23 protein-coding genes and 1 riboswitch are annotated in these 26,182 nt (G+C 33.0%); of the genes, 1 reads left to right on the top strand and 22 read right to left on the bottom strand.

Annotated features, from left to right (window positions below; genetic code table 11):
• Positions 1–19: 19 nt before the first annotated feature.
• The 7 genes from EDD62_RS02620 to EDD62_RS02590 all read right to left on the bottom strand — a co-directional run bounded on the left by EDD62_RS02620 (position 20) and on the right by EDD62_RS02590 (position 7,064).
• Positions 20–811, bottom strand: a complete 792-nt coding sequence (locus EDD62_RS02620; protein WP_123807422.1) for an energy-coupling factor transporter transmembrane component T family protein — start codon at positions 809–811, stop codon at positions 20–22.
• Positions 804–2,213: an ABC transporter ATP-binding protein gene (locus EDD62_RS02615; RefSeq protein ID WP_123807421.1), complete on the bottom strand. Its 1,410-nt coding sequence runs from the start codon at positions 2,211–2,213 to the stop codon at positions 804–806. Before EDD62_RS02615 ends, EDD62_RS02620 begins: the two co-directional genes overlap by 8 nt.
• A gap of 13 nt (positions 2,214–2,226) precedes the next feature.
• Positions 2,227–2,811 carry an ECF transporter S component gene (locus tag EDD62_RS02610; RefSeq protein WP_123807420.1) on the bottom strand — a complete coding sequence of 195 codons (585 nt, stop codon included), beginning with the start codon at positions 2,809–2,811 and terminating at the stop codon, positions 2,227–2,229.
• Positions 2,812–2,909: 98 nt separating this feature from the next.
• Positions 2,910–3,020, bottom strand: a riboswitch (TPP riboswitch).
• 69 nt (positions 3,021–3,089) lie between these two features.
• Entirely contained in the window at positions 3,090–3,389 is a 300-nt protein-coding gene (locus EDD62_RS02605) for a thiamine-binding protein (RefSeq protein WP_123807419.1), read from the bottom strand.
• 88 nt (positions 3,390–3,477) lie between these two features.
• The gene (locus tag EDD62_RS02600) at positions 3,478–4,344 is read right to left on the bottom strand and encodes a 2-oxoacid:ferredoxin oxidoreductase subunit beta (protein ID WP_123807418.1); all 867 of its coding nucleotides are present in this window, start codon (positions 4,342–4,344) and stop codon (positions 3,478–3,480) included.
• On the bottom strand, positions 4,344–6,071 hold the full coding sequence (locus EDD62_RS02595; RefSeq protein WP_123807417.1) for a 2-oxoacid:acceptor oxidoreductase subunit alpha: 1,728 nt from the start codon (positions 6,069–6,071) through the stop codon (positions 4,344–4,346). Before EDD62_RS02595 ends, EDD62_RS02600 begins: the two co-directional genes overlap by 1 nt.
• A 210-nt stretch (positions 6,072–6,281) precedes the next feature.
• Positions 6,282–7,064 (bottom strand): TIGR00282 family metallophosphoesterase, encoded by a 783-nt coding sequence (locus EDD62_RS02590; RefSeq protein WP_123807416.1) that lies wholly within the window; start codon positions 7,062–7,064, stop codon positions 6,282–6,284.
• A 123-nt stretch (positions 7,065–7,187) separates the two neighbouring features.
• Between EDD62_RS02590 and EDD62_RS02585 the strand changes: the two genes are divergently transcribed.
• Complete coding sequence (locus EDD62_RS02585) at positions 7,188–7,406, top strand: hypothetical protein (RefSeq protein ID WP_077140360.1); 219 nt, start codon at positions 7,188–7,190, stop codon at positions 7,404–7,406.
• A gap of 67 nt (positions 7,407–7,473) precedes the next feature.
• Here the strand turns inward: EDD62_RS02585 and rny are convergent, their stop codons facing one another.
• The 15 genes from rny to rbfA form a co-directional block, all read right to left on the bottom strand.
• Entirely contained in the window at positions 7,474–9,033 is a 1,560-nt protein-coding gene (rny, locus tag EDD62_RS02580; RefSeq protein ID WP_077140361.1) for a ribonuclease Y, read from the bottom strand.
• Positions 9,034–9,200: 167 nt separating this feature from the next.
• Complete coding sequence (gene recA / locus EDD62_RS02575) at positions 9,201–10,256, bottom strand: recombinase RecA (protein ID WP_077140362.1); 1,056 nt, start codon at positions 10,254–10,256, stop codon at positions 9,201–9,203.
• A 229-nt stretch (positions 10,257–10,485) separates the two neighbouring features.
• Positions 10,486–11,067, bottom strand: coding sequence for a CDP-diacylglycerol--glycerol-3-phosphate 3-phosphatidyltransferase (gene pgsA / locus EDD62_RS02570; protein WP_123807415.1), 582 nt, complete (start codon positions 11,065–11,067; stop codon positions 10,486–10,488).
• A 15-nt stretch (positions 11,068–11,082) separates the two neighbouring features.
• Positions 11,083–12,003: a helix-turn-helix domain-containing protein gene (locus tag EDD62_RS02565; protein WP_170152754.1), complete on the bottom strand. Its 921-nt coding sequence runs from the start codon at positions 12,001–12,003 to the stop codon at positions 11,083–11,085.
• A gap of 111 nt (positions 12,004–12,114) precedes the next feature.
• Positions 12,115–12,933 carry a DUF3388 domain-containing protein gene (locus EDD62_RS02560; protein WP_077140365.1) on the bottom strand — a complete coding sequence of 273 codons (819 nt, stop codon included), beginning with the start codon at positions 12,931–12,933 and terminating at the stop codon, positions 12,115–12,117.
• 54 nt (positions 12,934–12,987) lie between these two features.
• The gene (locus EDD62_RS02555; protein ID WP_123807413.1) at positions 12,988–13,698 is read right to left on the bottom strand and encodes an SDR family NAD(P)-dependent oxidoreductase; all 711 of its coding nucleotides are present in this window, start codon (positions 13,696–13,698) and stop codon (positions 12,988–12,990) included.
• Positions 13,682–14,992, bottom strand: coding sequence for an EF-P 5-aminopentanol modification-associated protein YfmH (gene yfmH / locus EDD62_RS02550; protein ID WP_123807412.1), 1,311 nt, complete (start codon positions 14,990–14,992; stop codon positions 13,682–13,684). The genes EDD62_RS02555 and yfmH overlap by 17 nt, the downstream gene beginning before the upstream one ends.
• Positions 14,993–15,016: 24 nt before the next feature.
• The gene (yfmF, locus tag EDD62_RS02545) at positions 15,017–16,303 is read right to left on the bottom strand and encodes an EF-P 5-aminopentanol modification-associated protein YfmF (protein WP_123807411.1); all 1,287 of its coding nucleotides are present in this window, start codon (positions 16,301–16,303) and stop codon (positions 15,017–15,019) included.
• Between the two features lie 144 nt (positions 16,304–16,447).
• Complete coding sequence (locus tag EDD62_RS02540; RefSeq protein ID WP_123807410.1) at positions 16,448–19,030, bottom strand: FtsK/SpoIIIE family DNA translocase; 2,583 nt, start codon at positions 19,028–19,030, stop codon at positions 16,448–16,450.
• Positions 19,031–19,159: 129 nt separating this feature from the next.
• A complete protein-coding gene (locus EDD62_RS02535) occupies positions 19,160–20,884 on the bottom strand; it encodes a ribonuclease J (protein ID WP_249037319.1) in 1,725 nt (574 codons plus the stop codon).
• Between the two features lie 90 nt (positions 20,885–20,974).
• A complete protein-coding gene (pnp, locus tag EDD62_RS02530; protein ID WP_123807409.1) occupies positions 20,975–23,104 on the bottom strand; it encodes a polyribonucleotide nucleotidyltransferase in 2,130 nt (709 codons plus the stop codon).
• A gap of 146 nt (positions 23,105–23,250) precedes the next feature.
• Positions 23,251–23,520, bottom strand: a complete 270-nt coding sequence (rpsO, locus tag EDD62_RS02525; protein ID WP_077140371.1) for a 30S ribosomal protein S15 — start codon at positions 23,518–23,520, stop codon at positions 23,251–23,253.
• 125 nt (positions 23,521–23,645) lie between these two features.
• Positions 23,646–24,590, bottom strand: a complete 945-nt coding sequence (locus tag EDD62_RS02520) for a bifunctional riboflavin kinase/FAD synthetase (protein ID WP_123807408.1) — start codon at positions 24,588–24,590, stop codon at positions 23,646–23,648.
• Between the two features lie 152 nt (positions 24,591–24,742).
• A complete protein-coding gene (gene truB / locus EDD62_RS02515; protein ID WP_123807407.1) occupies positions 24,743–25,747 on the bottom strand; it encodes a tRNA pseudouridine(55) synthase TruB in 1,005 nt (334 codons plus the stop codon).
• Positions 25,748–25,823: 76 nt separating this feature from the next.
• Positions 25,824–26,171 carry a 30S ribosome-binding factor RbfA gene (gene rbfA, locus EDD62_RS02510; protein WP_077140374.1) on the bottom strand — a complete coding sequence of 116 codons (348 nt, stop codon included), beginning with the start codon at positions 26,169–26,171 and terminating at the stop codon, positions 25,824–25,826.
• Between the last annotated feature and the right edge of the window lie 11 nt (positions 26,172–26,182).

Below are 26,182 nucleotides of genomic sequence, written 5' to 3'. Positions count from 1 at the left end.
TTATCAAAGTTATTTTATTTTATCTCACGTCATTAATATTAAATATCGGAAAATGATCTCCAAGGACCATTGCAATAATAAATATTACAATGGTTAAAATGATGTACAATACATCAAATTTAGAAAATTTAGGATGATAATAATATGTTCTTTTACCATTTGTGAAACCCTTTGTTTCCATTGCTACAGCTAATCGGTGTGCTTTTCGAATCGATTGACTTAGCAATGGGATTAAGTAATGATTCACTCTATTAAGTCCGTTATAAAATTTTTTATCAATCACTTGATATCTCATTTTGAGTGCTTTACGTAATCTGATTGCTTCATCAATAAATATTGGAACCATTCGTATTGCAGCCATAAAGCCATAGGCATATTTCGGTTTCAACTTTAAGTTAATCATTAGACTGTAAAATATCATCACAATTCGTGTCGTAAATGCAATCGCCATACCATATAGTGTGACAACAAATGATCTCATGAAAAGATGACTACTCCTAGTTAAGCTTTCCCATGTGATGTGAATGAAATAAAATTTGAATAAAGTACGTTCACCTTCTCCATAAAATAGCATAAATAAGCTTGATGTCATCGATAACACTGTAACGATAGTTAAGACAATGAAGAGTGGCTTTAATTTAATGCCACTAAAGATGATTAAATAAACGAACATTAACAACGTCAAATATACCATCATATCAAAATTATGAATAAACAATAGGACAAAAAATATAATGATTGCACTAATAATTTTCGTCACAGGATTTACATCTTGCAAAAAACTATAGCGATTAATCCACGACTCAATCATTGTGATCACCTCTTTGAGCTAATTGACCATCTTTAATGATCCATCGAACATCACTATACATTTCTAAAATTTGTTCATCATGTGTAATGGTAATAATTAATTTTCCTTCATTTTTTAATTGTTGAATTAATTTAATCAGTTCAAATGTATTATGTGAGTCTAATCCAAAGGTTGGTTCATCAAGCAATAATACGTCAGCACGACTTAGTATTGCTGTTGCTACACTGAGTCGTCTTTTCTGTCCGACAGATAATTCATAAGGATGTAATGTCTTCACATGATCTAACTTTAATAACTTTAGCATATCTTCTGTCTGCTTTGTTGCTTGTTCTTTTTGACCATTGTATGTATTAATGTATAACTCTTCAAATACAGTATTCATTACAAATTGAAGTTCTGGATTTTGATAAACATAATAAATTGACTGAGCTGCCATTTTAATCGATTGCAATTGTTCGTCATCGTAATAAATATCTCCATCGTATGGAATTAATTGCATTAACATCTCAAAAAAAGTTGACTTTCCAGTACCATTATCTCCTTCTAATGTAATCCACTGACCTGAGTGAAATTCGAATCGATCACACTGCCATAACGTTTTATCTCCTCGTTTAGCGATAAGATCGTGACCATATAGTATTCCTTTCGTGTCAGTAGGGTTATGAGCTTTTTGTATTTTTTCAGGACGATTATTCCACGCACCTGGATACCATACACCAAATGATTCAAGCTGCTCCTCAAATTGAAGTAGAATTTGATTCGGTGTATTCGATGCAATCACTTCTCCATCATAATTCATTAATATGACACGATCGACATAATTCCAGACTTGTTCGACTTTATGTTCGACGATAATAACCGTCTTATCTTGCCATATATCTTGAATTACATCCCACAAATGATTCGTTGCATTTGGATCTAACATCGACGTTGGCTCATCTAAAAACCAAGTATTAGCTTGCTGTAATAAAGATGAAGCAATCGCAAGACGTTGCTTCATCCCTCCTGATAAATTTTCGACTGACTTATCTAACGACACATCAAGACGAACCGTTTGAAGTACATCTTCTATTTTTGATACCATTTGTTCTGTAGGTATACAGCGATTTTCTAATATAAATGCGAGTTCCTCTCCAACCGTTGGCATACAAAATTGACTATCTGGATTTTGAAATACAACCGATGCATAATCATCAATAACTAATTCATCTGCTTTATGCGCGATATCAATACTTCTAGGAATAATACCACTCATCACTTGTAATAATGTCGTCTTACCGGATCCACTCGGTCCAAGCATTAACACTTTTTCTCCTTGATGTACATCAATATTTAATCCATCAAATAATTTTTTCTCTACACCTGAAAACTTTAGTCTTAAATTTTTTATAGATATGACCATATTTACCACCTAATTATAATGCGTCGTAATCCTCTTTTTGACTCGGTCTTAATAATTTCGTCACGCCCGTTTTCTCTAAAGCTTTTACAATCACATATGCTAGACCACCTGCTAAAATCGCACCACTAATGATTCTGAATACTAACATTAAAATTACATTCCATAATTGAACTTCACTTAAATATCCGTAGTACCAATCAATTGGAAATGATGCAATGGCAGCCGCTACCCCGGCTAACATACTGACGAACAAAGTATGTCTATTATAGCGATATAACATAAATACAAGCTCACACGCTAATCCTTGTAAGAATGCATAAATCAAAGTAGGAATATGAAATTGACCCATCACGATTGTTTCACCTGCACCTGCTGCAAATTCAGCGAGTAAGGCAACACCAGGTTTTTTGATAAGTAAATAAGCAATAATTGCCGCAATAAACCACATACCATATGTTAATTGCTCAATTCTCAATCCCGTTGCTTCAGCAATGCCATAAAACCCCCACCATACTTTGTAAATAATTGCGAAGATGACCGCAATAAATACTGTAATTAAAATATCTGATAACTTTAAACCTTTCGACTCTGTACTCATTTGTACATCCTCCTTAAAAATAAAATAATATTTTAAACAAATAAAAAACACTCCCTATAGACATAGGAAGTGGACATATTGATGATCATATCGATACGTTAACATAATTGTCACTTCCCTACGCAAGCGTCTATTCTTGATCAGGTTCAAAGGGTCCGAATTCAACCGTCTCAGTATTATATAAATATAATACACCCCTAGTGCTTATTTAATTGTTATATTAATAATACTAAACTCAATAAATAAATCAATAGTAAATCATTAATTAACTCGACATTTTATCCATTTTTTTCATCATATTGATGGGTTAAATCAGTAATCCTTTGATGCGCCTCGGATTGATATATTTTAATTTGACTCATCGTACTTTTTGATCCCATATCTTGCATTTTAGAATGCATCTTATCGATTAATGATAAGCATTGTGACATTGTTCCTTCAATTGTCGTCTCTAATGGCCCAACACGATAATTTAATCCACTCTCATCAATGATGCGGATTGCCTCATCTACATATTCAATGACATCTTCATGATCATTAGGTTTCGGAATGATTTGTATACTCATCATTACATTCATAGTATTTACCTTTCCTCCTTTAAAACACATTAGTAATTAATGATATGATAATCGTTATTAATTATTGTGGTATAAATATTCAACATCATTAAATATACTCTTTCATCAAATCATCAAATGTAGCAGAATCTAACTGTAAATCTCTCTTTGCTAACGACTCATCCAAATAACCATCAATTTGTTCTGCATAACTTTTTGCTTCACTGTTGTGATAGATTAATCCTTTAACCAGTCCATCATGTTCTATGATTGCATTCATTGCTTTAGATTTATCTTTATAATCAAATGATTCGATATCATTAACATGTGTTAAATGTTCTTTAAACCAGTCATACGTATTCACTTTATTATATGTTACACATGGTGAAAATACATTAATAAATGAAAATCCTTTATGATTCATCCCTTGTTCGATAATACTTGTTAATTCTTTAATATCTGAAGATACAGATTGTGCAACAAATGTTGCACCTGATGATATCGCAAGTTGTAATGGAGAGATACTTGGCTCAATTGAACCTTTAGGCGTAGACTTTGTCACAAAACCGTGTGCACTACTTGGTGACGTTTGCCCTTTAGTTAAACCGTAAATTTGATTGTCCATTACGATATACGTAATATCAATATTTCTTTTCAATGCGTGGATTGTATGACCCATACCAATTGCGAATCCATCACCATCTCCTCCGCTTGCGACAACGGTCAAATCATTATTTGCCATTTTAACACCTTGAGCAAGTGGAAGAGCTCGTCCATGAATCGAATGGAATCCATATGAATTAATATAGCCACTTAGTCTTCCAGAACACCCTATTCCTGTAATGACTGCGAGTTCATGTGGTTCTAACCCAATATTGGCGCACGCTTTTTGGATTGCGGCTTGTACACTAAAATCTCCACATCCAGGGCACCAATTCGGCTTTACGTCATTTCTGAAATCTTTAAATGTTGCCATTACTTAACACGTCCTAACATTTCATTAATCTTCTCTTCGATTTCTTTTGGTTTAAATGGTTTTCCATCATACTTCGTTAATGTCTCCAGTTTGTCATGAATATTTGTTTCGGATTTTACCAATTGAGTCAATTGTCCTCTATAGTTATGTTCAACAATAAGGACTTTTTGAGCCTTTGCGACATAACGCATCAATTGATCTACAGGTAATGGGTATAGCTGTCGTATTTGAATATGATTCACTTTTGCATCAACTCTACTGATTGCTTCATCAATTGCACCGTACGTCGAAATAAAACCAATCACTAAAATCTCAGCTTCATTATGATCAATATTAACATGGAACGGTTCACTCAATTCAAATGAATCTAATTTACGCATCCTTTTATTCATCTGTTCATTACGATTATCACTTGCTTCACTTGGCTTTCCGTATTCATTATGCTCTACACCCGTTACATGATGAATACCACCTTTCACACCAGGGATAACGCGATTCGATATCCCATGATCCGTAACATTATAACGTTTAAAGTGTGTCGTCTCTTCATCAACTTCTGTCGTCAGTTGCCCTCTGTTAATTTTAATTTTTGATTGATCTAATTTATGAACTGTTTGTTTACCAAGCGATAATTGTAGATCACTTAATACAATAACCGGACATTGATATTGTTCAGCTAAATTAAATGCTTCTCCAGCTAGATAAAATGCATCTTCAGCGTGTATTGGTGAGATGACAATTTTCGGAATATCACCATGGGTACCATAAATCATCTGATTCAAATCTGATTGTTCTTGTTTCGTTGGCAATCCAGTCGACGGACCTCCACGCTGTGTGTTGAATATGACTAAAGGTGTTTCAGTCATTCCTGATAATCCAATAGACTCCATCATTAACGATAAACCAGGACCTGCAGATGCTGTAAATGCTCTAACACCCGCATAATTAGCACCAATAGCCATCGTTGCTGCAGCAATTTCATCTTCTGTTTGAATGACTGTTCCGTTTAATTGTGGCAACTTATCAATCATAAACTCCATTATTTCAGATGCTGGTGTAATCGGATAAGCAGACATAAATCTTGCACCTGATGATAGTGCACCTAAACTCATTGCGTCATTACCAATCATAAATAAACGTTCATCTTTATTTGGTTTCTCTAAAGACATTAAATCATTACGATCGATGACTTCATCAAGTGCTTCATATCCTAATATAAGTGCTTGTTTGTTCAAATCAACGACTTTTTCTCCTTTGGATTTGAATGTTTCAACGACTAAATTTTCGAAACCAGGCATTGGTAATTGCATTAAACAAGCTGTTGCTCCAACAGCAACCATATTTTTCATTAAGCTCGTACCTAATTCTTTCGCAATGTGTGTAAATGGAAGAACATACATTGTCCCTTTAAAATTTGATGGTTTCTCAGGATTGAACTTTGCATCCGCTAAAATTACACCATTTTCATGTAGCTCATCATAATTTACATCAATTGTTTCTTGGTCAAATGCTACCAATATATCTAGATCATCACTAATAGAATAAATCGGGTCAATACTCATACGGATTTTATTGTTCGTATGTCCCCCTTTGATTCGACTTGAGAAATGTCTATATGTGTATATATAATATCCTTCACGATTTAACGCGGTAGAAAAAATTTCACCTGTTGATTCAATTCCTTCACCTTGTTGTCCACCGACTTTCCAAGATATTTGTTTATGCATTTAATCTCCTCCTAATAATTCATCTCTATTTTAACAAATTTGATACCTTTTATTTAACGATCTTCACGATTTCATTCAAAAGTCTTATCCGTTAGATTTGTGATTATTCAATAACAAAAATTATTATTTAAAATGTACATTACGACTATGACTTTAAATGAAATAGTGACGTATCATTTAATTCATTTCTTCACATTTGATTAAAATAGATTAAAACTTCTCTTCTTCATGAATTGTTTCTATCTTTATTGCGCTTCCTTTTGAATCAAGTTCAACAAATACACCATTGATTTCTGCGTAACCTTCAGTTGGATATATATGCTTTGTAGGCATATTTGTTGTGAAACGATAAATAATTCCTTCATCTTCAACACCAATTACACCATCACGAAAACCCGTCATACCTACATCTGTCATATAAGCTGTGTGATTAGATAAAATTTTTGCATCATTTGTTTGAACATGTGTATGTGTTCCAACAACAGCGGACACACGTGATGATAAATAACGAGACATCGCAATTTTCTCACTTGTCGTTTCTGCATGAAAATCTACAAAGATATGAGATGAATTTTTCAATTCATTTTCAAGCAAGTGATCCATCGTCATAAATGGACAATTTATATTATTATTCATTAGCGCACGACCTTCTAAGTTGACGATTGCTAATTGTTGACCATTAAAATTAATAATTTTATACCCTTGTCCAGGGTTGTTATCAGGATAATTGACTGGTCTAACAATATTTGAACCATCAATAAATTCATAAAGTTCACGTTGTCCATACGCATGATTCCCGAGTGTCACACAATGTACACCCATAGACATCATTTCTTTATAAATTTTTTCAGTGATACCTCTACCGTGTGCAGCATTTTCTCCATTCACTATAATCAAGTTTGGTTGATATTGTTGCTTTAATTGGCTAATTTTAGATGTTAATATTTTACGTCCAAGTTGTCCGACAATATCTCCGATAAATAAAATTCTCATATTGTAATCTCCTATTTGCATTTTCCTATTCATCATAACATGAATTTAAAAATGTTTGACCGTAATATATTGGGGTATTTAACAATCAAGTTAAAATTTTAATTATTATATAGGAGTGACATGATGTCAATTTCAATTGATCCAAAACATTTTGCAGAGTTAGCCGTACAAGCTAATCCTAGTGATAAAGAATCATTAGAAGATAAAGCAAAAGATGCTTTAGAACTATATTTGACTGCGTATAAAGTTGCAGAAAAGTACGCACGTCATGCAAGAGATGAAGAAGAAACGTCAAACGCATTACGCGCAACACGAGATGATGAAATGAACTTACATTCATAATTTAAAAATTGTATATAACAAACGAAAAAAGAACTCAAACATAATTGTTTGAGTTCTTTTCTTTGTATTATTTCGCATGCTCAATTGCTCTTAACTCACGAACAACAGTCACTTTAATTTGTCCAGGATATTGTAATTCATTTTCGATTTGATTTTTTATATCACGTGCTAAACGATGGGCAGCTCGATCATCAATGTCGTGTGGTGAAACCATGACACGAATTTCTCGGCCCGCTTGTATTGCATAAGTTTTCTCTACTCCATCATAACTATTTGAAATATTCTCCAATGATTCTAATCTCTTCACGTAATTTTCCAATGTTTCTCTTCTTGCACCTGGTCTAGCCGCACTTAATGCATCTGCTGCTGCAACTAAAATACTGATTGTAGACGTTGGTTCAACGTCACCATGATGAGAATGAATTGCATTAATGACGATATCATGTTCATTATAACGTTTAGCCACTTGAACTCCAATCTCAACGTGACTTCCTTCAACTTCATGATCTATTGCTTTTCCGATATCGTGTAACAAACCTGCACGTTTCGCAATCGCTGCATCTAAGTTCAATTCAGTGGCTAACATTCCTGCTATATGACCAACTTCGATTGAATGTTTTAACACATTTTGACCATAACTCGTTCTATATTTCATTCGCCCAAGTATTTTCGTCAATTCAGGATGCATATTATGAATGCCGAGTTCGAAGGTTGCTTGTTCACCTGCTTCACGAACCATTTTATCAACATCACTTCTTGCTTTATCAACCATCTCTTCAATACGGCCAGGATGTATCCGACCATCCTCAACCAAATTGTTCAAAGCCGTTCTTGCAATTTCTCTTCTCATTGGATCAAAACCAGAAAGAATAACAGCTTCAGGTGTATCATCAATAATCAAATCTACTCCTGTTAATGTTTCAAACGTTCTAATATTACGGCCTTCACGTCCTATAATACGACCTTTCATATCATCAGAAGGTAAATTAACGACCGATACTGTTGATTCAGAAGTATATTCTGCTGCATAGCGTTGTGCTGCAGTTGCAATGAGTTCTTGTGCCATCACATCTGATTTATATTGAAATTCTTGTTTCTTTTCATTCAACATAACCTGGAAATCTTCAGTGAGTTCTTGTTCAACTTTAGCAATAACTTCTTCCCTTGCCTCTTGTTGAGTTAAACCTGAGATGCGAGCAAATTCATTTTGTTGTTCATCAATCAATGCCTGAATTTTGCTTTCATTTGCATCTACGAGTTGTTGTTTTTCTTCAATTTTAGCTTCTTTAGATTCAAGTAGTTCATCTTTTTTATCAAGTGTTTCACTACGGCGATCTAGATTATCTTCTTTTTGAAGCAAGCGAGTTTCTTGTTTTTGAAATTCTTGACGACGAGATTTAACCTCTTCATCAAAGTCATCCTTTAACTGTTGGTTTTTTTCTTTCGCTTCAAGTAATTTCTCTTTATACAATCGATCCGCTTCTTTTTCTGCATCATCAATGATATGTTCAGCAGATTGACGAGATTGTTGCAATTGTTTATGAATCATTTGTTTTGCAATTATATATCCCGCAACAACACCTAGAATTACTCCGAGCAAAATTAGGATAATGCTTAATGGATCCATCAAAACACCTCCCTTATTGCTTTATCTAGCCATTGTTCTATGATTATAAAATCATATGATTTAATTGTAATCTTCTTTATTTATAAAATCAAGACTGACAATTTATAAAGTGACAAATAAAGCCATCAATGTTAAACATTGATGGCTTTTTTTATACAGATAAAATCTTAAGATTCATTATCTTCAAATAAGTTAATATCTTCCTCTAACGCTTCTTCTTTGTCTAATTTATTTTCATTAATACCTAAACTTTCTCTAATCTTATGATCAATCTCATTCGCAAGTTCTGGATGATCTTTGAAATGGGATTTAACATTTTCTTTACCTTGGCCTAATCGCTCTCCATTATACGAGTACCATGCACCACTTTTTTGAATGACTTCTGCCTCGACACCTAAATCTATAATTTCACCTTCTCTAGAAATACCTTCACCATACATAATGTCCACTTCTGCCACTCTAAATGGCGGTGCTACTTTGTTTTTTACAACTTTAATTTTGGTTCTATTCCCAACAATGTCATTACCTTGTTTTAATTGCTCTGCACGACGTACTTCTAGACGTACTGAACTATAGAACTTCAGTGCACGCCCACCTGGTGTTGTTTCTGGATTACCAAACATGATTCCAACTTTTTCACGAATTTGATTAATAAAGATTGCTGTCGTATTACTCTTTGAGATTGCACCTGATAACTTACGTAATGCTTGAGACATTAGTCTAGCTTGTAAACCAACATGTGTATCTCCCATTTCACCTTCAATTTCAGCTTTAGGCGTTAATGCTGCGACAGAATCGACAACAACGATATCAACAGCACCACTTCGTACAAACGCTTCTGCAATTTCTAACCCTTGCTCACCATGGTCGGGTTGTGATAAATATAAATTATCAATATCTACACCTAATTTTTCAGCGTAATCAGGATCTAATGCATGTTCAGCATCGATAAATGCTGCAAGTCCACCATTTTTTTGAACTTCTGCAATTGCATGAAGTGCTACAGTTGTTTTACCAGAACTTTCTGGTCCATAAATTTCAATAATTCGACCTTTAGGATAACCACCAACACCTAACACATTATCTAGTGTAATCGAGCCACTTGAAGTAGATGAAACTTTTCGATTAGCATTATCGCCAAGTTTCATCACCGCTCCTTTACCGAATGATTTTTCCATGTTTTTAATGACTGTATCTATCGCTTTTTGTCTATCCTTATCCATAATTGCGCCTCCAATTTTGTCTCAAATTGCTAATTCAAAGCCTATTGTTTAAATCGTTACATAAAAACTGTAGTTTTTTTCATATTGCATGTGTTTCTCTATAATCCTACTATAAATCATTTGTTCGTGTTTATCAAGTGTAAACACGAACTTATGTTTGCTATATTTGAAATTTTGATCTAAAAGTAATCTAAATCAAAAATTTATTAAGCAAAATATACAATTTAAACTATTTACTGTTCGAAAATATATGTTTTGCATTGTAGAAATATTCAGCACCAGACAAAATTGTAAAGAATAATGCAACATACATTAAAATAGATCCAATAGGAATATGAATCAATTGAAACAACGGTTCTCCAAATAAAATGAGGATCATACTCACCATCTGGAATGTTGTTTTCCATTTACCAAGGTTACCTGCTGAACTGACTTCTCCCTGTTCTATTAACAATAATCTTAGACCTGTTACAGCAAATTCTCTTGCAATAATAACGATCGCAATCCAAGAAGGAATAAGTTCTAAGTCAACCAATACAATAAGTCCTGATGCGACTAACAATTTATCTGCGAGTGGATCTAGAAATTTCCCCATATTTGTTACAAGGTTCCACTTCCTTGCTAAGTAACCATCGATAAAATCAGTAATAGAAGCAAAGATAAAGATCAATGTTGCGATAAATTGTTCGATACGGATAGATTGTCCAAATAACACTTCTATTTGTCCGAACCCAAAGTTTGCTAATGCAAATACGATAAATAACGGTATTAATATTACTCTTAAAACGGTCAGCTGATTAGGTATATTCATCTTTTTTCTCCTCTATCATTTTTTAACATTAAATATATAACGTCTAGTAATGAGACTACTCGCTTCGGATGGCTCTTTGACTTCCTGTCCATTCAGTTTTAATACCATATTCGACGAATTACCAGAGATAAACGTTACAGTCTTGACTGACTTAGGTAATTCAATTTTTTTCGAAGTAATTTCACCTTGAAAGTGCGTCTTATTATTTTCATCAATGACTTGAACCCAGTTTGATATTTCTGACTGGATATCTAACGTCAGTGCCTCTTCAGCTTCAACGTCATAATGAATCTGATTCCCATCGAATGTTTGAAATGCAATAGCTACATCTTTTTCTTGTTTTTCATCATCTTCTTTGTTTTCTTTATTTTTCTTATCATTCTCCGCTTTAGAATTTGATTCATTTTCATTAATTTTAGATTGATCATTAGTTTCTTTCGATTTAGTTTTAGATAGTTCCTCGGATTTTTTATCTTTTATATCAATCGCCACATCTTTATATTGATCATTAACCGTCTGGTTATTGAATACTTCATCTTTAGTCGGTGAAAAAATAGAGAAACTAATGACATATAGTAAAAAAATAGTTAATAATAATGCTACTAGCCCTATTATAAATTTTAAAAATTTCGAGTATTGCTTACTTTGCTCACGATTTGATGTCTGCTCAAATACTTCTGTTTCATTGACAATATTTTTAGCTTTGGGTAGCTCATGTTTATGATCTTGAAGTAGTTTTTCACCATCTAAATGAACATGTTTTGCATAACGTTTAATCATTGTATTCAAATAATGATTGTTTTTAATTTTGTTAAATTCATTTTGTTCAATATAAGTAATTGTCTCACGACTAATATTCGTTTTATTCTGCAAATCAAGTAAAGTAATACCAAGTGATTCTCTTTTTGCTTTGAGTTTTTGCCCAATTTTTTTCATAGATATCATTCCTAGTCGTTTATTTCTATCGGTTTGTCATTTACAATAAGACACACAAAAAATTCAATCAATGATTGAATCTTATATGTTAGTGTAACATTATCTTATCTATCAAAAATTAAAACCAAACATATCATCATCATTACTAAGCCAATGATGTTGTTCAATATTTAATTTTTCATATGTAATTTGATCATCTTTATGTGCTCTAATTTCAACAATATAATCAAAGTCTTCCATTTTATACTGAGTTTTTTGAACAAATAAGTCAGGGTGTTCTATCACTTTTACTGCATTTCTTTCCATTACCTGATGGACTAAGTCGATATGCTTTTGATCTTTTGTTTTAGCAGTGACTGCACCGTCAATAATATAAATATTTTCATCGTTATATTCAGCTTTTAATAAAGAGTTTCTAACCGTTTGTTTAATTAACGTACTTGATAAAAATAACCATTTCTTATTGGCACATACACTGCCTGCTACAATAGATTCTGTCTTTCCAACTCTAGGCATTCCTCTTACACCGATTAATTTATGTCCTGGTTCTTTAAATAACTCTGCAAAGAAATCAACTAAAATACCAAGTTCAGTTCGTTCAAACTTAAATAGATTATGTTTGCCAAAGTCACGATGAATATATTTTCCATGTCTAACAGCAAGTCGATCTCTTAACTCAGGTCTTCTCATCTTAGTAATTTCAATATCATCAATATGTTTGGCAATTCGTTCAAATCGCTTAATCTTGTTAATTGAATCTGTTCTAATGAGAAGTCCACGATTAGAGTCATCTATCCCATTAATAGTATTAATGGTAATTCCAAGTGTTCCCAGTAGCGATGAAATATCTCCTAATAAACCAACACGGTTAATTATGAGCTCATATTCTAAGTACCATTCATCATTCCGTTCGCTATATATGTTTATCATTTACTACACCTCAACATCTTTAGAAATATAGTGTTCAACCTCTATTATATAATACTACTGGATATGCCAACCACCATTTAATGAAATCACTTGACCCGTATGACTTAAATCTAATTGATTTAATAAAAATTCAACCCATTCAGCAATTGTTTCCGCCGTCACAAATTGTCCGGTAGGAATATCACTTTTAAGTACATCAATCGTTTCACGATCTAAACGGTCCGTCATACCACCCGTTACAACACCCGGTGCAATAATTGAGCATTGAACATTAGACGGTGCTAGCTCTTTCGCTAATGACTTAATCAATTGATGTTGATATGCCTTTACACTACTATATATTGCTTCATAACTTGCAGGCACTTCACCAAAGATAGAACCAATTAATATGATTTTGCCTGACTTTTGTTGAATCATTCTTCGTGTAAATTCTGTAAGCATAATTGTAAATTGTGTAATGTAAGCATTGATATACTGTTCAATTGCTTTACCATTGCACTCATGAAATAATTCAAACCATTCTTCACCATAGCATATAATCACTTCATTTATTTGCTCCATTTGATCGAACGTATTCATTCGAAACGGTTCATTGAAATCGATATAAATGCCTGTTAAATCATGATGCTCATAGAATTCATTAAATTTGTCTTGGTTACGATATGAAACAAAGGTATTGGCCTTCTGATCAGACTTTAATTGATTCACAATAGAAAAACCGATATGACTAGTACCACCAATAATGACTCTACTTTTTTGACTCATTCGGTAACAACACACTTTCTATAAATTGCCCTTCATCTATGACCTCTTTAAATGTATCTACAATGTATTTCAATGAAAGCTCATTAATCACATCAAGTAATTCATAAAATTCCAATTGCTCAAAGGAATGTTTCGTTAGTTGGTCTGCAATATACTCAAGACTATTTAGCCCTATAATAAAATCACCAATGAGTTCTTTTTTTAATTTGGTAAATATTTTTTCTTCGAACAACTCATCGTTGTGATAAAATTTTTCAATCGTCTCGTAAACGTTTGATTTAAATAAATCGAGATTCTTAGTACGTGCTGATATCATCATATAAGTGAATGTTTTTTCTTCAATAAATCCATATTTAAATGATTCATCAATCACATGTTGTTCAAGGTTTTCAATATAAAAATCACTCCGTTCACTGAATATCATCTCAAGAGCAAGCATCATCGCCATTTCACGTTTATACTTGTCGACCGTTGATAAACGATATGGGTCTAACTTCAAAGCGAGCATAATCTTTGGTTGAGTGATCGGCGCATATTGTTCTACGTATTGAGATTGAATTGCTATTTCATGTGGTATGATTGTTTTTTCAATAAGGTCTTCAATTATAGGTAACTGCTTTATATGTTTATTTAATACATCGATTGTTTTGTGGATGTCTACGTCACCTACAATCGTTAACACCATTTGTGATGGATGATAAAAATATTTGTGAATATCATACAATATTTTTTGATTAATTTTTTGAATTGATTCAATCGTCCCTGCGATATCATCTTTAATTGGATGGCTTGGATAAAGCGCATTTAAAGTTTGAAAGAAATGTTTATGATTAGGACTATCTTGATACATTTTAATTTCTTCAGCAATGATACCAATTTCTTTTTGTATCGAATCTTGTGTGAAATATGGTTCTTGAACAAGATCTATAAGTAACTTCAAATTCTCTTCAAAATGGTCTACACAACTAAAGAGATAGCTCGTTCGATCAAATGAAGTAAATGCATTTGCATTCGCACCAAGTTCTGAAAACTTTTTAAAGATATCTCCTTCTTTTTTCTCAAACATTTTGTGCTCTAGAAAATGAGCAACACCTAGCGGTAATGTAATCAACTCATTCAGATTAAGATCATAATATTGATGATCGGTTGATCCAAACGGTGTTGTGATCGTTGCATATTTTTTTTGGAAGCCTTTCTTTTTTGAAAAGATTACTTTTAAACCATTTGGCAATATTGATTCAATAAGCTCTTCATCATATTTATCATATGTTTTCTTAGTCAGTTGATTCTCCATATATGCTCCTTTTTAACAATGTTTTTATTGATCTGTATGACGTGTCATAATATATGTTTTTTGATGTGTTAGAGATTTTGCAACGTTGACGATGTTTTCTCGCGTTACATTATTTATCTTTTGCATCCAATCAAATATATTTGTTGAATGATTAATAAATTTAAGCTGATAGTCTTGCATAACGATAGATTTTATACGGTCTAACGATTCTACTCGACTATTATACAATCCAACTTTAGCCATTCGAAGCATTTCATCATCAAATTGATTGTTTTTAAGCTTTTCTATTTGTTCAAATATCACTTCATTTGCTTTATCAACTTTATGATGTGGTACACCGCTTACAATGTAAAGACCACCTTTTTTATTGTCGATTTGTGAATGAATTTGATACGCTAAACTTTCTTTTTCACGAACCTCACTAAATAATAAAGAGCTCGCATGACCACCTAACATATAATTTAACACCATTAAATCATAATATGTTGATGGATTATAGGGTAGGTCCGTTTTGAATCCTATATTTAATTTTGCTTGTTCAACCTCTTTATATTCAGTTAACACTTTATCTTGATCCTCTATGAACTGTGCCGTTCTATGATGTTCATGAATTGAAACTCTATCATTTTCTTCATATTTTATGAGTGGTGTTAATCGCTTACTAATTTCGTGACATTCATCACCGACGATATAAATCGTCATGTGGTCATTTTGAATCATTTTGCTATACTCATCTATTACTGATTCAAATGAAGCATCGTTTAGTAGATTCTCATTCCCTTGTGAGAAATAACGATAGTCATCTGCATACATTTCTTCTATTAACTTAAGAAAGCTCATCTGAGCACTATTATCTTTCATATTAATAAATTTGTCTTTAAACAAAAGTTTTTCTTGTTCTATTTGATGTTTTGCTTTTTCAATTAAAGTTAACTTATCTGATTTATAGATAGGTGAATATAGATGGTGCATGATAAATTGAACGGCTTCATCAATCAATTGATTAGATTGAATGAATTTCTCATTAATAAATTCCAATGCTAATGTAAAGACATGATAATCGCCTTGTTTTGATACCGAAGAAGATAAATGAGCACCGTATAATTCACTTAAATGATCAAGTAATTGTTGTTCATTGATAAATTCACTATTAGATTTCATCATAAGTCTAGAAATAATTGAACGGTTCATAATGCGTTTAGCATCTAATGGCGATGTTAATTTTATCACAATGGCATTTGACTTGAATTTCGATGTATGAATTAACCTTTGTTCTATTGATTTTGTATGTATTGAACTGACTGAGTACATTGTCTTCACCTCTTAAAAATGACCACATAATAAACGAATCTATAAACTTTGAATATAGATTTATTCATTATGTGGTATATCATTATAATCTTACTGTATCAAATTTTAATATAAATTACTTAAAAAGAAGATTTTTACTCATGATTAATAATCATTCATATCATCTTCTTCTTGACTATAGACTACTCTCGGCTTACTACCTTGTGATGGACCAATAATTCCATCATTCTCTAAATCGTCAATTAATCGAGCTGCTCGATTATAACCAACTCTAAATTGCCTTTGTATCAATGATGCACTCGCTTTATTCTGTTCTATGACAAATGTTTTAACATCCGGATATAAATCATCCTCACTCGATGAATTGTCCGACTCATTTACTTCAGCAGGTTTCATCTCTTCAATATAATTCGCTGTCATTTGGTTTGTAATATAAGAAACGACATCGTCAACTTCTTTATCAGAAAGAAATGCACCTTGTATTCTAGTCGGTTTCGATTGACCATAAGGTAAGAACAACATATCTCCTTTACCTAACAACTTGTCTGCACCATTACTATCGATAATTGTTCTTGAATCTGTTGATGACGAAACACTGAATGCTATTCTTGATGGGATGTTCGCTTTAATAATCCCTGTAATGACATCGACAGAAGGTCTTTGAGTTGCAATAATCAAGTGAATTCCCGCTGCACGTGCCATCTGCGCAATGCGTGTAATACTTGATTCAACTTCTTTAGATGCAACCATCATTAAATCAGCAAGTTCATCAACAATGACAACGATATACGGTAATTTTGGTGTTTTTTCATCTAATTCGTCATTCATTCGTTCAATATAATCATTATAACCTTCTATGTTACGTGTATTAGAATGACTGAATAAATCATAGCGTCGTTCCATTTCACTCACAATTTTTTGTAATGCTTGTGCCGCTTTTTGGGGATTCGTCACAACTGGTGTTAATAAATGAGGAATTCCATTATAAATATTCAATTCTACCATTTTAGGGTCAATCATCATCAGTCGTACTTCATCTGGACGTGCGTTTAACAAAATAGAGATAATAATACCGTTAATACATACTGATTTACCACTACCCGTCGCTCCTGCAACGAGCAAGTGAGGCATCTTGTTCAATTTAGCAGTAATCGGCATTCCAGAAATATCTTTACCGAGCGCTACTTCCAATGGATGATTAGCTCCCCCTTTAGTCAACACTTCACGAAGCGTAACCATTGATACTTCTCCATTAGGAACTTCGATTCCAATCGCACTTTTACCAGGAATTGGAGCTTCTATTCGAATGTCTTTTGCTGCTAATGCTAATGCGATATCATTATGAAGATTAACAATTTTACTTACTTTTACCCCAACAGCAGGTTGAACCTCATATTGGGTTACAGCCGGTCCAATTTTAATTTGGGTCACTTTTGCATTGACACCAAAGTTTTTTAAAGTATTTTCTAATAATTGACCTTTTTCTTTAATTGCTGCTTTATCATGATTGAACGTACTACTGTTCGTGCTTAATAAAGACATTGGTGGTAATTTATATTTTTTAAGTGCACGTTCACTTTCATTAGTTAATGCCTCATCCATGCTCTCCATTTGCGATTCATCATAGCCTTCATCCTCTTGTTGATGATTAGAATCTTCATGATAACTTTCACCAATATCCTTTTTATTAGAGTAATACTCCCCCTCATTGTCATGATTCATTTGATTTATATCATCAGATTGATTTGAAATATCATTTTCTGTATGGCTAAAGATATTGATTTCATTTGATGGCTGGGTTTGATCTACTGTGTCATTCTCTTCATTTTGTAATGGTTGTTGTGAATTATTTTGTGAGTCATGTTTAAGTTGTTCGTCTTCTTTACCGTTGTTTTGAGCGAATAACTTACTTCTTTTTCTTTTATTTCTTTGTTCTTTTTTTGGTTGCTCTTTTAAATATGGCCTTTCAGTTGTACCCGTCACTTCAATGTCGATATTTTGATTTGAATGGTTTGTCATATTATGATGATCCTTACCATCAATATGTTCAACCGACTCTTGTTCATTTGCTATCAATATTTCATTTTGATGTCGCTTTTGTTCACGTCTTTGATCTATAAATTGCTTCGACTGATTCAATCCTTTAGATGAATTGTCTTTGAATGACGAGAATAGTTTATGTAGTACATGTCTTAAATGTTTATTCATCATATAAACTACAGCAATAAATAATACAATTAAACCAATCATGATAGTCCCTACAGGTGAAATTAATGTTGTCAAAAATCGTGTCAATATATCACCGATTAAACCTCCACCATTAAAATATAAATATGATTGGCTATAAGCACTTTTAAGATGATCCAATGAATGAAGTTGACGATTTGACTGAGCTAAAAAAATGGAATGCGCCATAATCATGACACTGAGTATCAGCAGTAAAAAACCTGTCATTCTTCGAGTTAACTTCGGTAAAGCTTGAACACTACCAATATAAATGCATATTAATAATATTAATATATAAATGAAAAAACGTGCAAATCCAAATAAATAATTGAACACTGCATCAATATACATTCCGATCATTCCTAAATGAAATACAGCTAAAATTAAAAGAATAATGATAATAAAACTAAAAACACTATATAACGGCCCATTTGATTGGTGTCTTGATGTTGTTTTGATGTTTGATCTCGTATTTTTTTTTGATTTTCTTTTCGTTGCCATCACTTTGACACCTCTTCATATTCATTTTCATGATACAACACATAAACGTTCAATATTTGATCACATTGCTTAAACAGATATAAAAGATAAAATGACTGGTCATTTTATCTTTTAATATACAATATACTGTTATGATTTCACTTCTTGAATAATAGGGATAATCATTGGTCTTCTCTTCGTTTCATCATACATCATTTTTCCTAAGCGATCTCTAATATCTGATTTCATCTCTGACCAATCAAGACGATTTTCAGATAGTTTATCCTTAACAATTTCAATTACTGCTTCATCTGCTTCTTGTAATAATTCTTCTGATTTTCTGACATATACGAATCCACGAGATTGGATTTTAGGTCCTGCAACAATTTCTTTTTTATTTTTATCAATCGTCACAACAATAATAAAAATTCCGTCTTCACTTAATATTCTTCGATCGCGTAAAACAATATTTCCGACATCGCCTACGCCACGACCATCAATTAATACATTGCTTGCTTCAACTTTTTTAAGCACGGTCATTTGCTCTGAATCATAACTTAGGACGTCGCCTTTTTCTAATAAATATATATTTTCTGGAACAACACCAGTCTCACTTGCAATTTTTGCGTGAGCAATTTGCATTTTAAATTCACCTTGAACTGGAATAAAGTACTTCGGTTTCATTAAATTAATCACAAACCTTAATTCCTCACTCGTTCCATGACTCGATGCATGTACTTTTGCAGCATTACTTATAATATTTGCACCGGCTTTGACGATATCATTCATTGTTTGATATAACACAACTTCCATATTAGATGATGGTGTTGTTGTGATAAAGACATTATCCTTTGGTTTTAAATTCAAAATATTATGCTGACCTTTCGCCATACGTTGAAGGTTCTCAATCGGTTCACCTTCAGATCCAGTAGCGATCACTACAACTTCATTATCTGGATAATCTTCCACTTTATGAATTGGTATTAAAAGATCATCCGCAATATTAAAGTATCCAAGTTTTCTAGCAATACTAAATGAGCTCTCAAGACTCTTTCCTAAAAATGAAACTTTACGATTTGTACTTGCCGCAGCATCAAGCACTTGTTGAATCCGAATAAAGTTTGAAGCATAACATGACACGATAATACGCGCTTTACTTTTGCTGAATTCATCGAGTATATGAGATCCAATTTCAGATTCTGGTGTATTGAACCCTTGCTTCTCAGCACTTGTTGAATCACTGATTAATGCAAAGACTCCATTCGATGCAACTTCGCTCATTTTAATGATATTCATCGAGTATTTTCCTTGCATCGTTTGATCCATTTTGAATTCACCAGTATACACAATCGCACCGTATTGTGTGTGTAAAGCTACACCATAAGCATCCGGTATACTATGTGTTGTATTAAAGAATGTCATATGAACATGATCAAACTTCATCACACTGTCTTCATTAATTGTAAAAAATTTAACTTTTCGTTCTACTTTATGTTCAATCAAAGCATCCTTAACTAGCGCTAATGTTAATTTAGATGCATAGATTGGAGCGTTTACTTTATCCATAATATATGGAATAGCCCCAATTGAATCATCATGTCCATGTGATAAGAATATGCCTTTAAGTTTATGTTTATTTTGAATGACATAGCTAATATCAGGAATTACTGCGTCGATACCTAACATTTCATCTTCAGGAAACATTAACCCAGCATCAAACATGAACATTTCATCATCAACCTCAACGATGTACATATTCTTTGCAATTTCACCGACACCGCCGAGGGGAATAATTTTTATGTTTTGGTTGTGTTTCTGTCTATTTTTTGATTGTTTTGCATGATTTTGTGATTCTTGTTCTTTATTATTAGTCAATGCTTTTCCTCCTAAAAACCCGTTAACTTCATTCACTGTTATATGATTAACAATTGAATTAAATATTGATTATTAATTCTAAACCGATTATTATGACTGATCCGGTTTAGGTAATACTGCTTTCCTAGACGCACTCACTCGTCCTTTATCATCGATTTCTGTCACTTTAACTAAAATTTCATCGTCCATATTCACAACATCTTCCGTTTTGTTGACGCGTTCATGTGCCAATTGAGAGATGTGAACGAGTGCATCTGTCCCTTTAAACAATTCAACGAAAGCACCAAACTTTTCTACTCGTCTTACTTTAGCCATATAAGTTTGACCGACCTTAGCTTCTCGTGTAATTTCTTCAATCATTTCTTTCGCCTTATTAATCATTTCTTGGTTGCTTGATCCAATGATCACAGTACCATCTTGTTCAATATCAATTTTTACATCAGTGGCATCAATGATTTCATTAATTTTCTTACCACCCGGTCCAATAACATCACGAATCTTATCAGGGTTGATTTTCATTTGTTCAACTTTAGGCGCATATTCACTTAATGTTTCACTCACAGTCGGTATCGTTTCTAACATATGATTCAAGATATGCAAACGTCCAATACGAGCTTGTTCTAACGCTTCTTCTAAAATTTGTCTTGATAATCCATCGATTTTAATATCCATTTGAATCGCAGTGATACCTTGTTTTGTTCCTGCAACCTTAAAGTCCATATCACCAAGGGCATCTTCCATACCTTGAATATCTGAAAGGATTGTATAGTTTTCATCTTTTTTCACTAGGCCCATTGCGATACCCGCAACTGGTGCTTTAATCGGAACCCCTGCATTCATTAATGCAAGCGTTGAACCGCAAATAGATGCTTGAGATGTTGATCCATTGGATTCTAACACTTCACTGACAACTCGAATCGTGTAAGGAAATTGTTCCTTGTTCGGGATGACTTGAAGTAATGCACGTTCACCAAGTGCACCGTGTCCAATTTCACGTCGTCCTGGTCCTCTCATTGGACCTGTTTCACCAACAGAAAAACTCGGGAAGTTATAATGATGCATATATCGTTTCTCTTCCTCAACCCCTAGACCGTCTATCACTTGATGTTCACCAAGTGCACCAAGTGTTACAACGCTTAATGCTTGTGTTTGCCCTCTAGTAAATAATCCAGAGCCATGAACTCTAGGTAATAGACCTACTTCTGAACTTAATGGTCTAATTTCATCTGGTTTACGTCCATCTGGTCTGATTTTTTCATCTGTTATCAAACGACGAACTTCACTTTTAATTAACGCATCGAAGATTTTATTCACTTCATTGATTTTATCTTTCATTTCATCTTCATCGAGTTCACTATAGACAGATTCAAATTCAACCTCTATCTGTTGTTGGATTGTTGTGATTTCATCTTCTCTTTGTTGTTTATCTTTTTTCAAGATTGCTTCTTCAAGACCGAACTGTAATGATTTAGCATTAACTGCTTCTTCTAAAGACTCATCCATTTCTACAGGTTCAAAAGACTGCTTTTCAACATTAAGTGATTCAACAATCTCTTGTTGAAATTCTATCAGTTTCTTTATTTCATCATGACCGAACATAATTGCATTTAGCATTGTTTCTTCTGAAACTTCTTTCGCTCCAGCTTCAACCATGTTAACCGCTTCATAGTTTCCGGCCACTTGTAATTCAAGTGAAGAATGTTCTAACTGTTCAGTTGTCGGGTTAATAATAAATTCGTCATCAATTAATCCAACCGTCACACCAGCAATCGGTGCTTCAAAAGGAATATCACTCACGCATAATGCTAAACTTGAACCAAGCATTGCAGCCATTTGTGGACTTGCATCAGGATCTACACTCAAGACCATACTGATGACTTGAACATCATGGCGATATCCTTTAGGGAACATTGGTCTAATTGGACGATCAATGAGTCTTGAAGTCAATGTTGCTTCTTCACTTGGTCGTCCTTCTCGTTTATTGAATCCACCAGGGATTTTACCCGCTGCATACATTTTCTCTTCATATGCAATCATTAACGGGAAGAAATCTACATCTTTAGGTTCCTTAGATGCTGTCGCAGTCGTTAAGACCACTGTATCACCATAACGGATGATGACTGCACCGTTAGCTTGTTTTGCGATATGATTCGTTTCAACAACTAATGGTCTATTCGCCCAAGTTGTTTCAAATATTTTCTTTAAATGTTCATTCGACATATTTCATTCCTCATTTCTACATTCATGTGATGAATGTGCTCAAAAATCGTTAATACTCACTTATATCTATTCTATCATGTTTTAACCCTTCATATAAAACAAAAAAAGCAACTCTAAAAGAGTTGCTTTTAATACGTTTATTTAAATTAGCGACGTAAACCTAATTTATTAATTAATTCACGGTAACGTTGAACATCTTTTTCACGTAAATAAGTTAATAAATGTTTACGACGACCAACCATTTTTAATAATCCACGACGAGAGTGATGATCTTTCTTATGCATTTTTAAGTGTTCATTCAATGCATTGATTTCTGCAGTCAGTACAGCAATCTGTACTTCTGGAGATCCAGTGTCTGTGTCATGTACACGATATTCTTTAATAATATCGTTTTTTTGTTGTTGTGTAATCGCCATAATAAATAGCCTCCTATATGTTAAATTCACCGATAACCTAGAATACGTTGGAGTGTCGTAAGACCAAGTTAAAGGTACTTAATGAATTATACATGAAACGGTCATAAAAAGCAAATAGTTTTTGATTAGACATTAGATAATATTTGTTTCGATTGAATGACGTCTTGTTGTATTTGTTCAATTAACGCATCAATTCCGTCGAACTTTTTCTCATCTCTAATAAATTCATACCATTCAACTTCAACGCTCTCCCCATATATCGATTCATCAAATTCAAAGATATTTACCTCTATCGTCAACTGGTTGACTGATGGATCATTAAATGTTGGCTTATATCCAACATTACATACACCATTATATGTTTTATTTTGACTTAATAATTTAAATCGCACTGCATGAACACCAACTTTTGGAATGACATAATCTTCTTTCGGCATGACATTTGCTGTTCTGAATCCAATCGTACGACCACGTTTTTCTCCTTGAACGACGAACCCTTTGATTGAATATGGACGACCTAACATTGCATTTGCACGCTTTGTCTCACCACTTTTTAACGCTTTTAATATATTTGTTGTAGATATTTTATCATCATCGATCATTTCTTTTTGAACCATTGTCACCTCGAAACCATCTTTATCATCTTCTAATTTCAACATGTTACCCTTGCCATATTTACCATACGTAAAGTCAAAACCAGCGATGACATGCTTCACGTGATTCAACGTGAAATAATCACGAATAAAGTTTTGTTCTGACATATTGGCAAATGATGATGTAAATGGAATGATAAATAAATAATCAATACCCATGCAAGCGAAAATTTCTTTCTTCTCTTCAATCGGCGTAACATAAGTTGTTCTCTTCATCTCATGATTTAAAACAACAGATGGATGTGGGTCAAATGTCATAACCGCTTTTTTTAATTGTTTCTCTTCTGCAATATCTATCATTTTGTGAATAACTTGTTGATGTCCAAGATGAATACCATCAAAAAAACCAATCGCAACAGCGATATCATCATGATCATATTTTTCTTTCAAAGGATTTTGCATTACAATTGTTTTCATTGATTATTGCACTCCTAAATGTTTAAAGTAATTGTTTGTTTATATTTATGTTATGAATATAATCGATAATAATTATGATTATTTAGTATATTAATCTTACTAAAAACAATAAAATTAATATTACTTTTTTATACTATTATTTTATTTAATATTTAGTTAAAAACTTTTTTCGCTCTCACAATTGAATCATCTTCTTGATCTGGCATATATATCGCCACTGCTTTATTATCATACATTAAAACCGTTTCATCCTCCATCAAATTGGCATATGTTTGAATCACATTTTGTGATGAGTCTAATACCCTTAATGTTAAATCTTCAAATAAAGACCGTTTTAACTTTTGACCATACTGTACTTTTTTAATAAGATGTTCATTCAATTGTATTGTTGGCATATGTCTTAAACCATATTCCATCGGCAACAACGTATTATTCTGTTCTTCAAAAGTCATTTCAGATAAATCTTTAAGTGTTATACTATCTACTAATTTAAATTGTGCAGATTTTGTTCGTGTCAACTTTGACATATGACCTATCGTATTTAATGCTTCAGCGATTTGTGTCGCTAAAGTTCTTATATATGTTCCTTTGCCACATTCAATTTCAACATCGAATGTATATACACTATAACATTCCCCATCAAGATGATATTTCGTGTTCAAGACTTTTGATTGTCTTTTGATAGCATAAATCATGACTTGTCTTCTCGGTCTCTCTACCGTTTCATTATTTCTGGCATATTCATATAATTTACGGCCATTTACTTTCACAGCAGAATACATTGGAGGTATTTGTTCAATCTCACCGATGAATGTTTTCAACTTTGAATCTATATAATCTTCTATCTCATTATCATTGAAATTCTTAAACTTTTCGGGAAGTCTATGATCAATGTTAATCACTTCACCTGTCTGATCTTCTGTCGTTGTTTGAATACCGAGCGTAATTTGTGCAGCGTATGTCTTTCCTGTATTCATCATATAATCACTGATTTTAGTTGCTCGTCCAACACATATTGGTAAAACGCCATCTACTTCAGGGTCTAATGTACCCGTATGCCCAATCTTTTTTGTCTTTAATATTTTACGCAATTGAAATACAACATCATGACTTGTCATACCTCGTGGTTTATATATCGGAATAATTCCATCCATCAAAAAAACACCTCTCCTATACACTAATAGTAGTGTACAAGAGAGGTCGTCAATTGTCTATTATCATTGATTAGGTGCATTACTTTTCTTTTTTATTGAATTCTGCAATCATACGTTCTATCTTATTACCGTAATCAATTGATTCATCATAAATAAATGTTAAATCTGGTACAACTCTAAGTTTTACTGCTTTACCAATTTCATTTCGGATAAATCCATTTGCTTTATCAAGCGCTTTAAAAGTTTCTTCCTTTTCTTTTTCGGTTCCAAATACTGTCAAATATACTTTTGCATGTTCAAGATCCCCAGTCACTTCGACATCTGTCACCGTAGTAAATCCAATACGTGGGTCTTTAACCTTATTATTAATTGTCTCAGAGATAACCTTTTTGATTTCTTCTCCAACACGTTCGCTTCTTATACTCATTAGATCACCTC

Source organism: Abyssicoccus albus, assembly GCF_003815035.1.
Classification (GTDB): domain Bacteria; phylum Bacillota; class Bacilli; order Staphylococcales; family Abyssicoccaceae; genus Abyssicoccus; species Abyssicoccus albus.
Note: the sequence above shows the minus strand (reverse complement) of the source record. Positions and strands in the feature narration are given on the sequence as shown.

Coding starts and splice junctions, on each gene's coding strand:
- EDD62_RS02620 (WP_123807422.1), bottom strand. CDS start 811: ATGATTGAGTCGTGGATTAATCGCTATAGTTTTTTGCAAGATGTAAAT.
- EDD62_RS02615 (WP_123807421.1), bottom strand. CDS start 2,213: ATGGTCATATCTATAAAAAATTTAAGACTAAAGTTTTCAGGTGTAGAG.
- EDD62_RS02610 (WP_123807420.1), bottom strand. CDS start 2,811: ATGAGTACAGAGTCGAAAGGTTTAAAGTTATCAGATATTTTAATTACA.
- EDD62_RS02605 (WP_123807419.1), bottom strand. CDS start 3,389: ATGAATGTAATGATGAGTATACAAATCATTCCGAAACCTAATGATCAT.
- EDD62_RS02600 (WP_123807418.1), bottom strand. CDS start 4,344: ATGGCAACATTTAAAGATTTCAGAAATGACGTAAAGCCGAATTGGTGC.
- EDD62_RS02595 (WP_123807417.1), bottom strand. CDS start 6,071: ATGCATAAACAAATATCTTGGAAAGTCGGTGGACAACAAGGTGAAGGA.
- EDD62_RS02590 (WP_123807416.1), bottom strand. CDS start 7,064: ATGAGAATTTTATTTATCGGAGATATTGTCGGACAACTTGGACGTAAA.
- EDD62_RS02585 (WP_077140360.1), top strand. CDS start 7,188: ATGTCAATTTCAATTGATCCAAAACATTTTGCAGAGTTAGCCGTACAA.
- rny (WP_077140361.1), bottom strand. CDS start 9,033: ATGGATCCATTAAGCATTATCCTAATTTTGCTCGGAGTAATTCTAGGT.
- recA (WP_077140362.1), bottom strand. CDS start 10,256: ATGGATAAGGATAGACAAAAAGCGATAGATACAGTCATTAAAAACATG.
- pgsA (WP_123807415.1), bottom strand. CDS start 11,067: ATGAATATACCTAATCAGCTGACCGTTTTAAGAGTAATATTAATACCG.
- EDD62_RS02565 (WP_170152754.1), bottom strand. CDS start 12,003: ATGAAAAAAATTGGGCAAAAACTCAAAGCAAAAAGAGAATCACTTGGT.
- EDD62_RS02560 (WP_077140365.1), bottom strand. CDS start 12,933: ATGATAAACATATATAGCGAACGGAATGATGAATGGTACTTAGAATAT.
- EDD62_RS02555 (WP_123807413.1), bottom strand. CDS start 13,698: ATGAGTCAAAAAAGTAGAGTCATTATTGGTGGTACTAGTCATATCGGT.
- yfmH (WP_123807412.1), bottom strand. CDS start 14,992: ATGGAGAATCAACTGACTAAGAAAACATATGATAAATATGATGAAGAG.
- yfmF (WP_123807411.1), bottom strand. CDS start 16,303: ATGTACTCAGTCAGTTCAATACATACAAAATCAATAGAACAAAGGTTA.
- EDD62_RS02540 (WP_123807410.1), bottom strand. CDS start 19,030: ATGGCAACGAAAAGAAAATCAAAAAAAAATACGAGATCAAACATCAAA.
- pnp (WP_123807409.1), bottom strand. CDS start 23,104: ATGTCGAATGAACATTTAAAGAAAATATTTGAAACAACTTGGGCGAAT.
- rpsO (WP_077140371.1), bottom strand. CDS start 23,520: ATGGCGATTACACAACAACAAAAAAACGATATTATTAAAGAATATCGT.
- EDD62_RS02520 (WP_123807408.1), bottom strand. CDS start 24,590: ATGAAAACAATTGTAATGCAAAATCCTTTGAAAGAAAAATATGATCAT.
- rbfA (WP_077140374.1), bottom strand. CDS start 26,171: ATGAGTATAAGAAGCGAACGTGTTGGAGAAGAAATCAAAAAGGTTATC.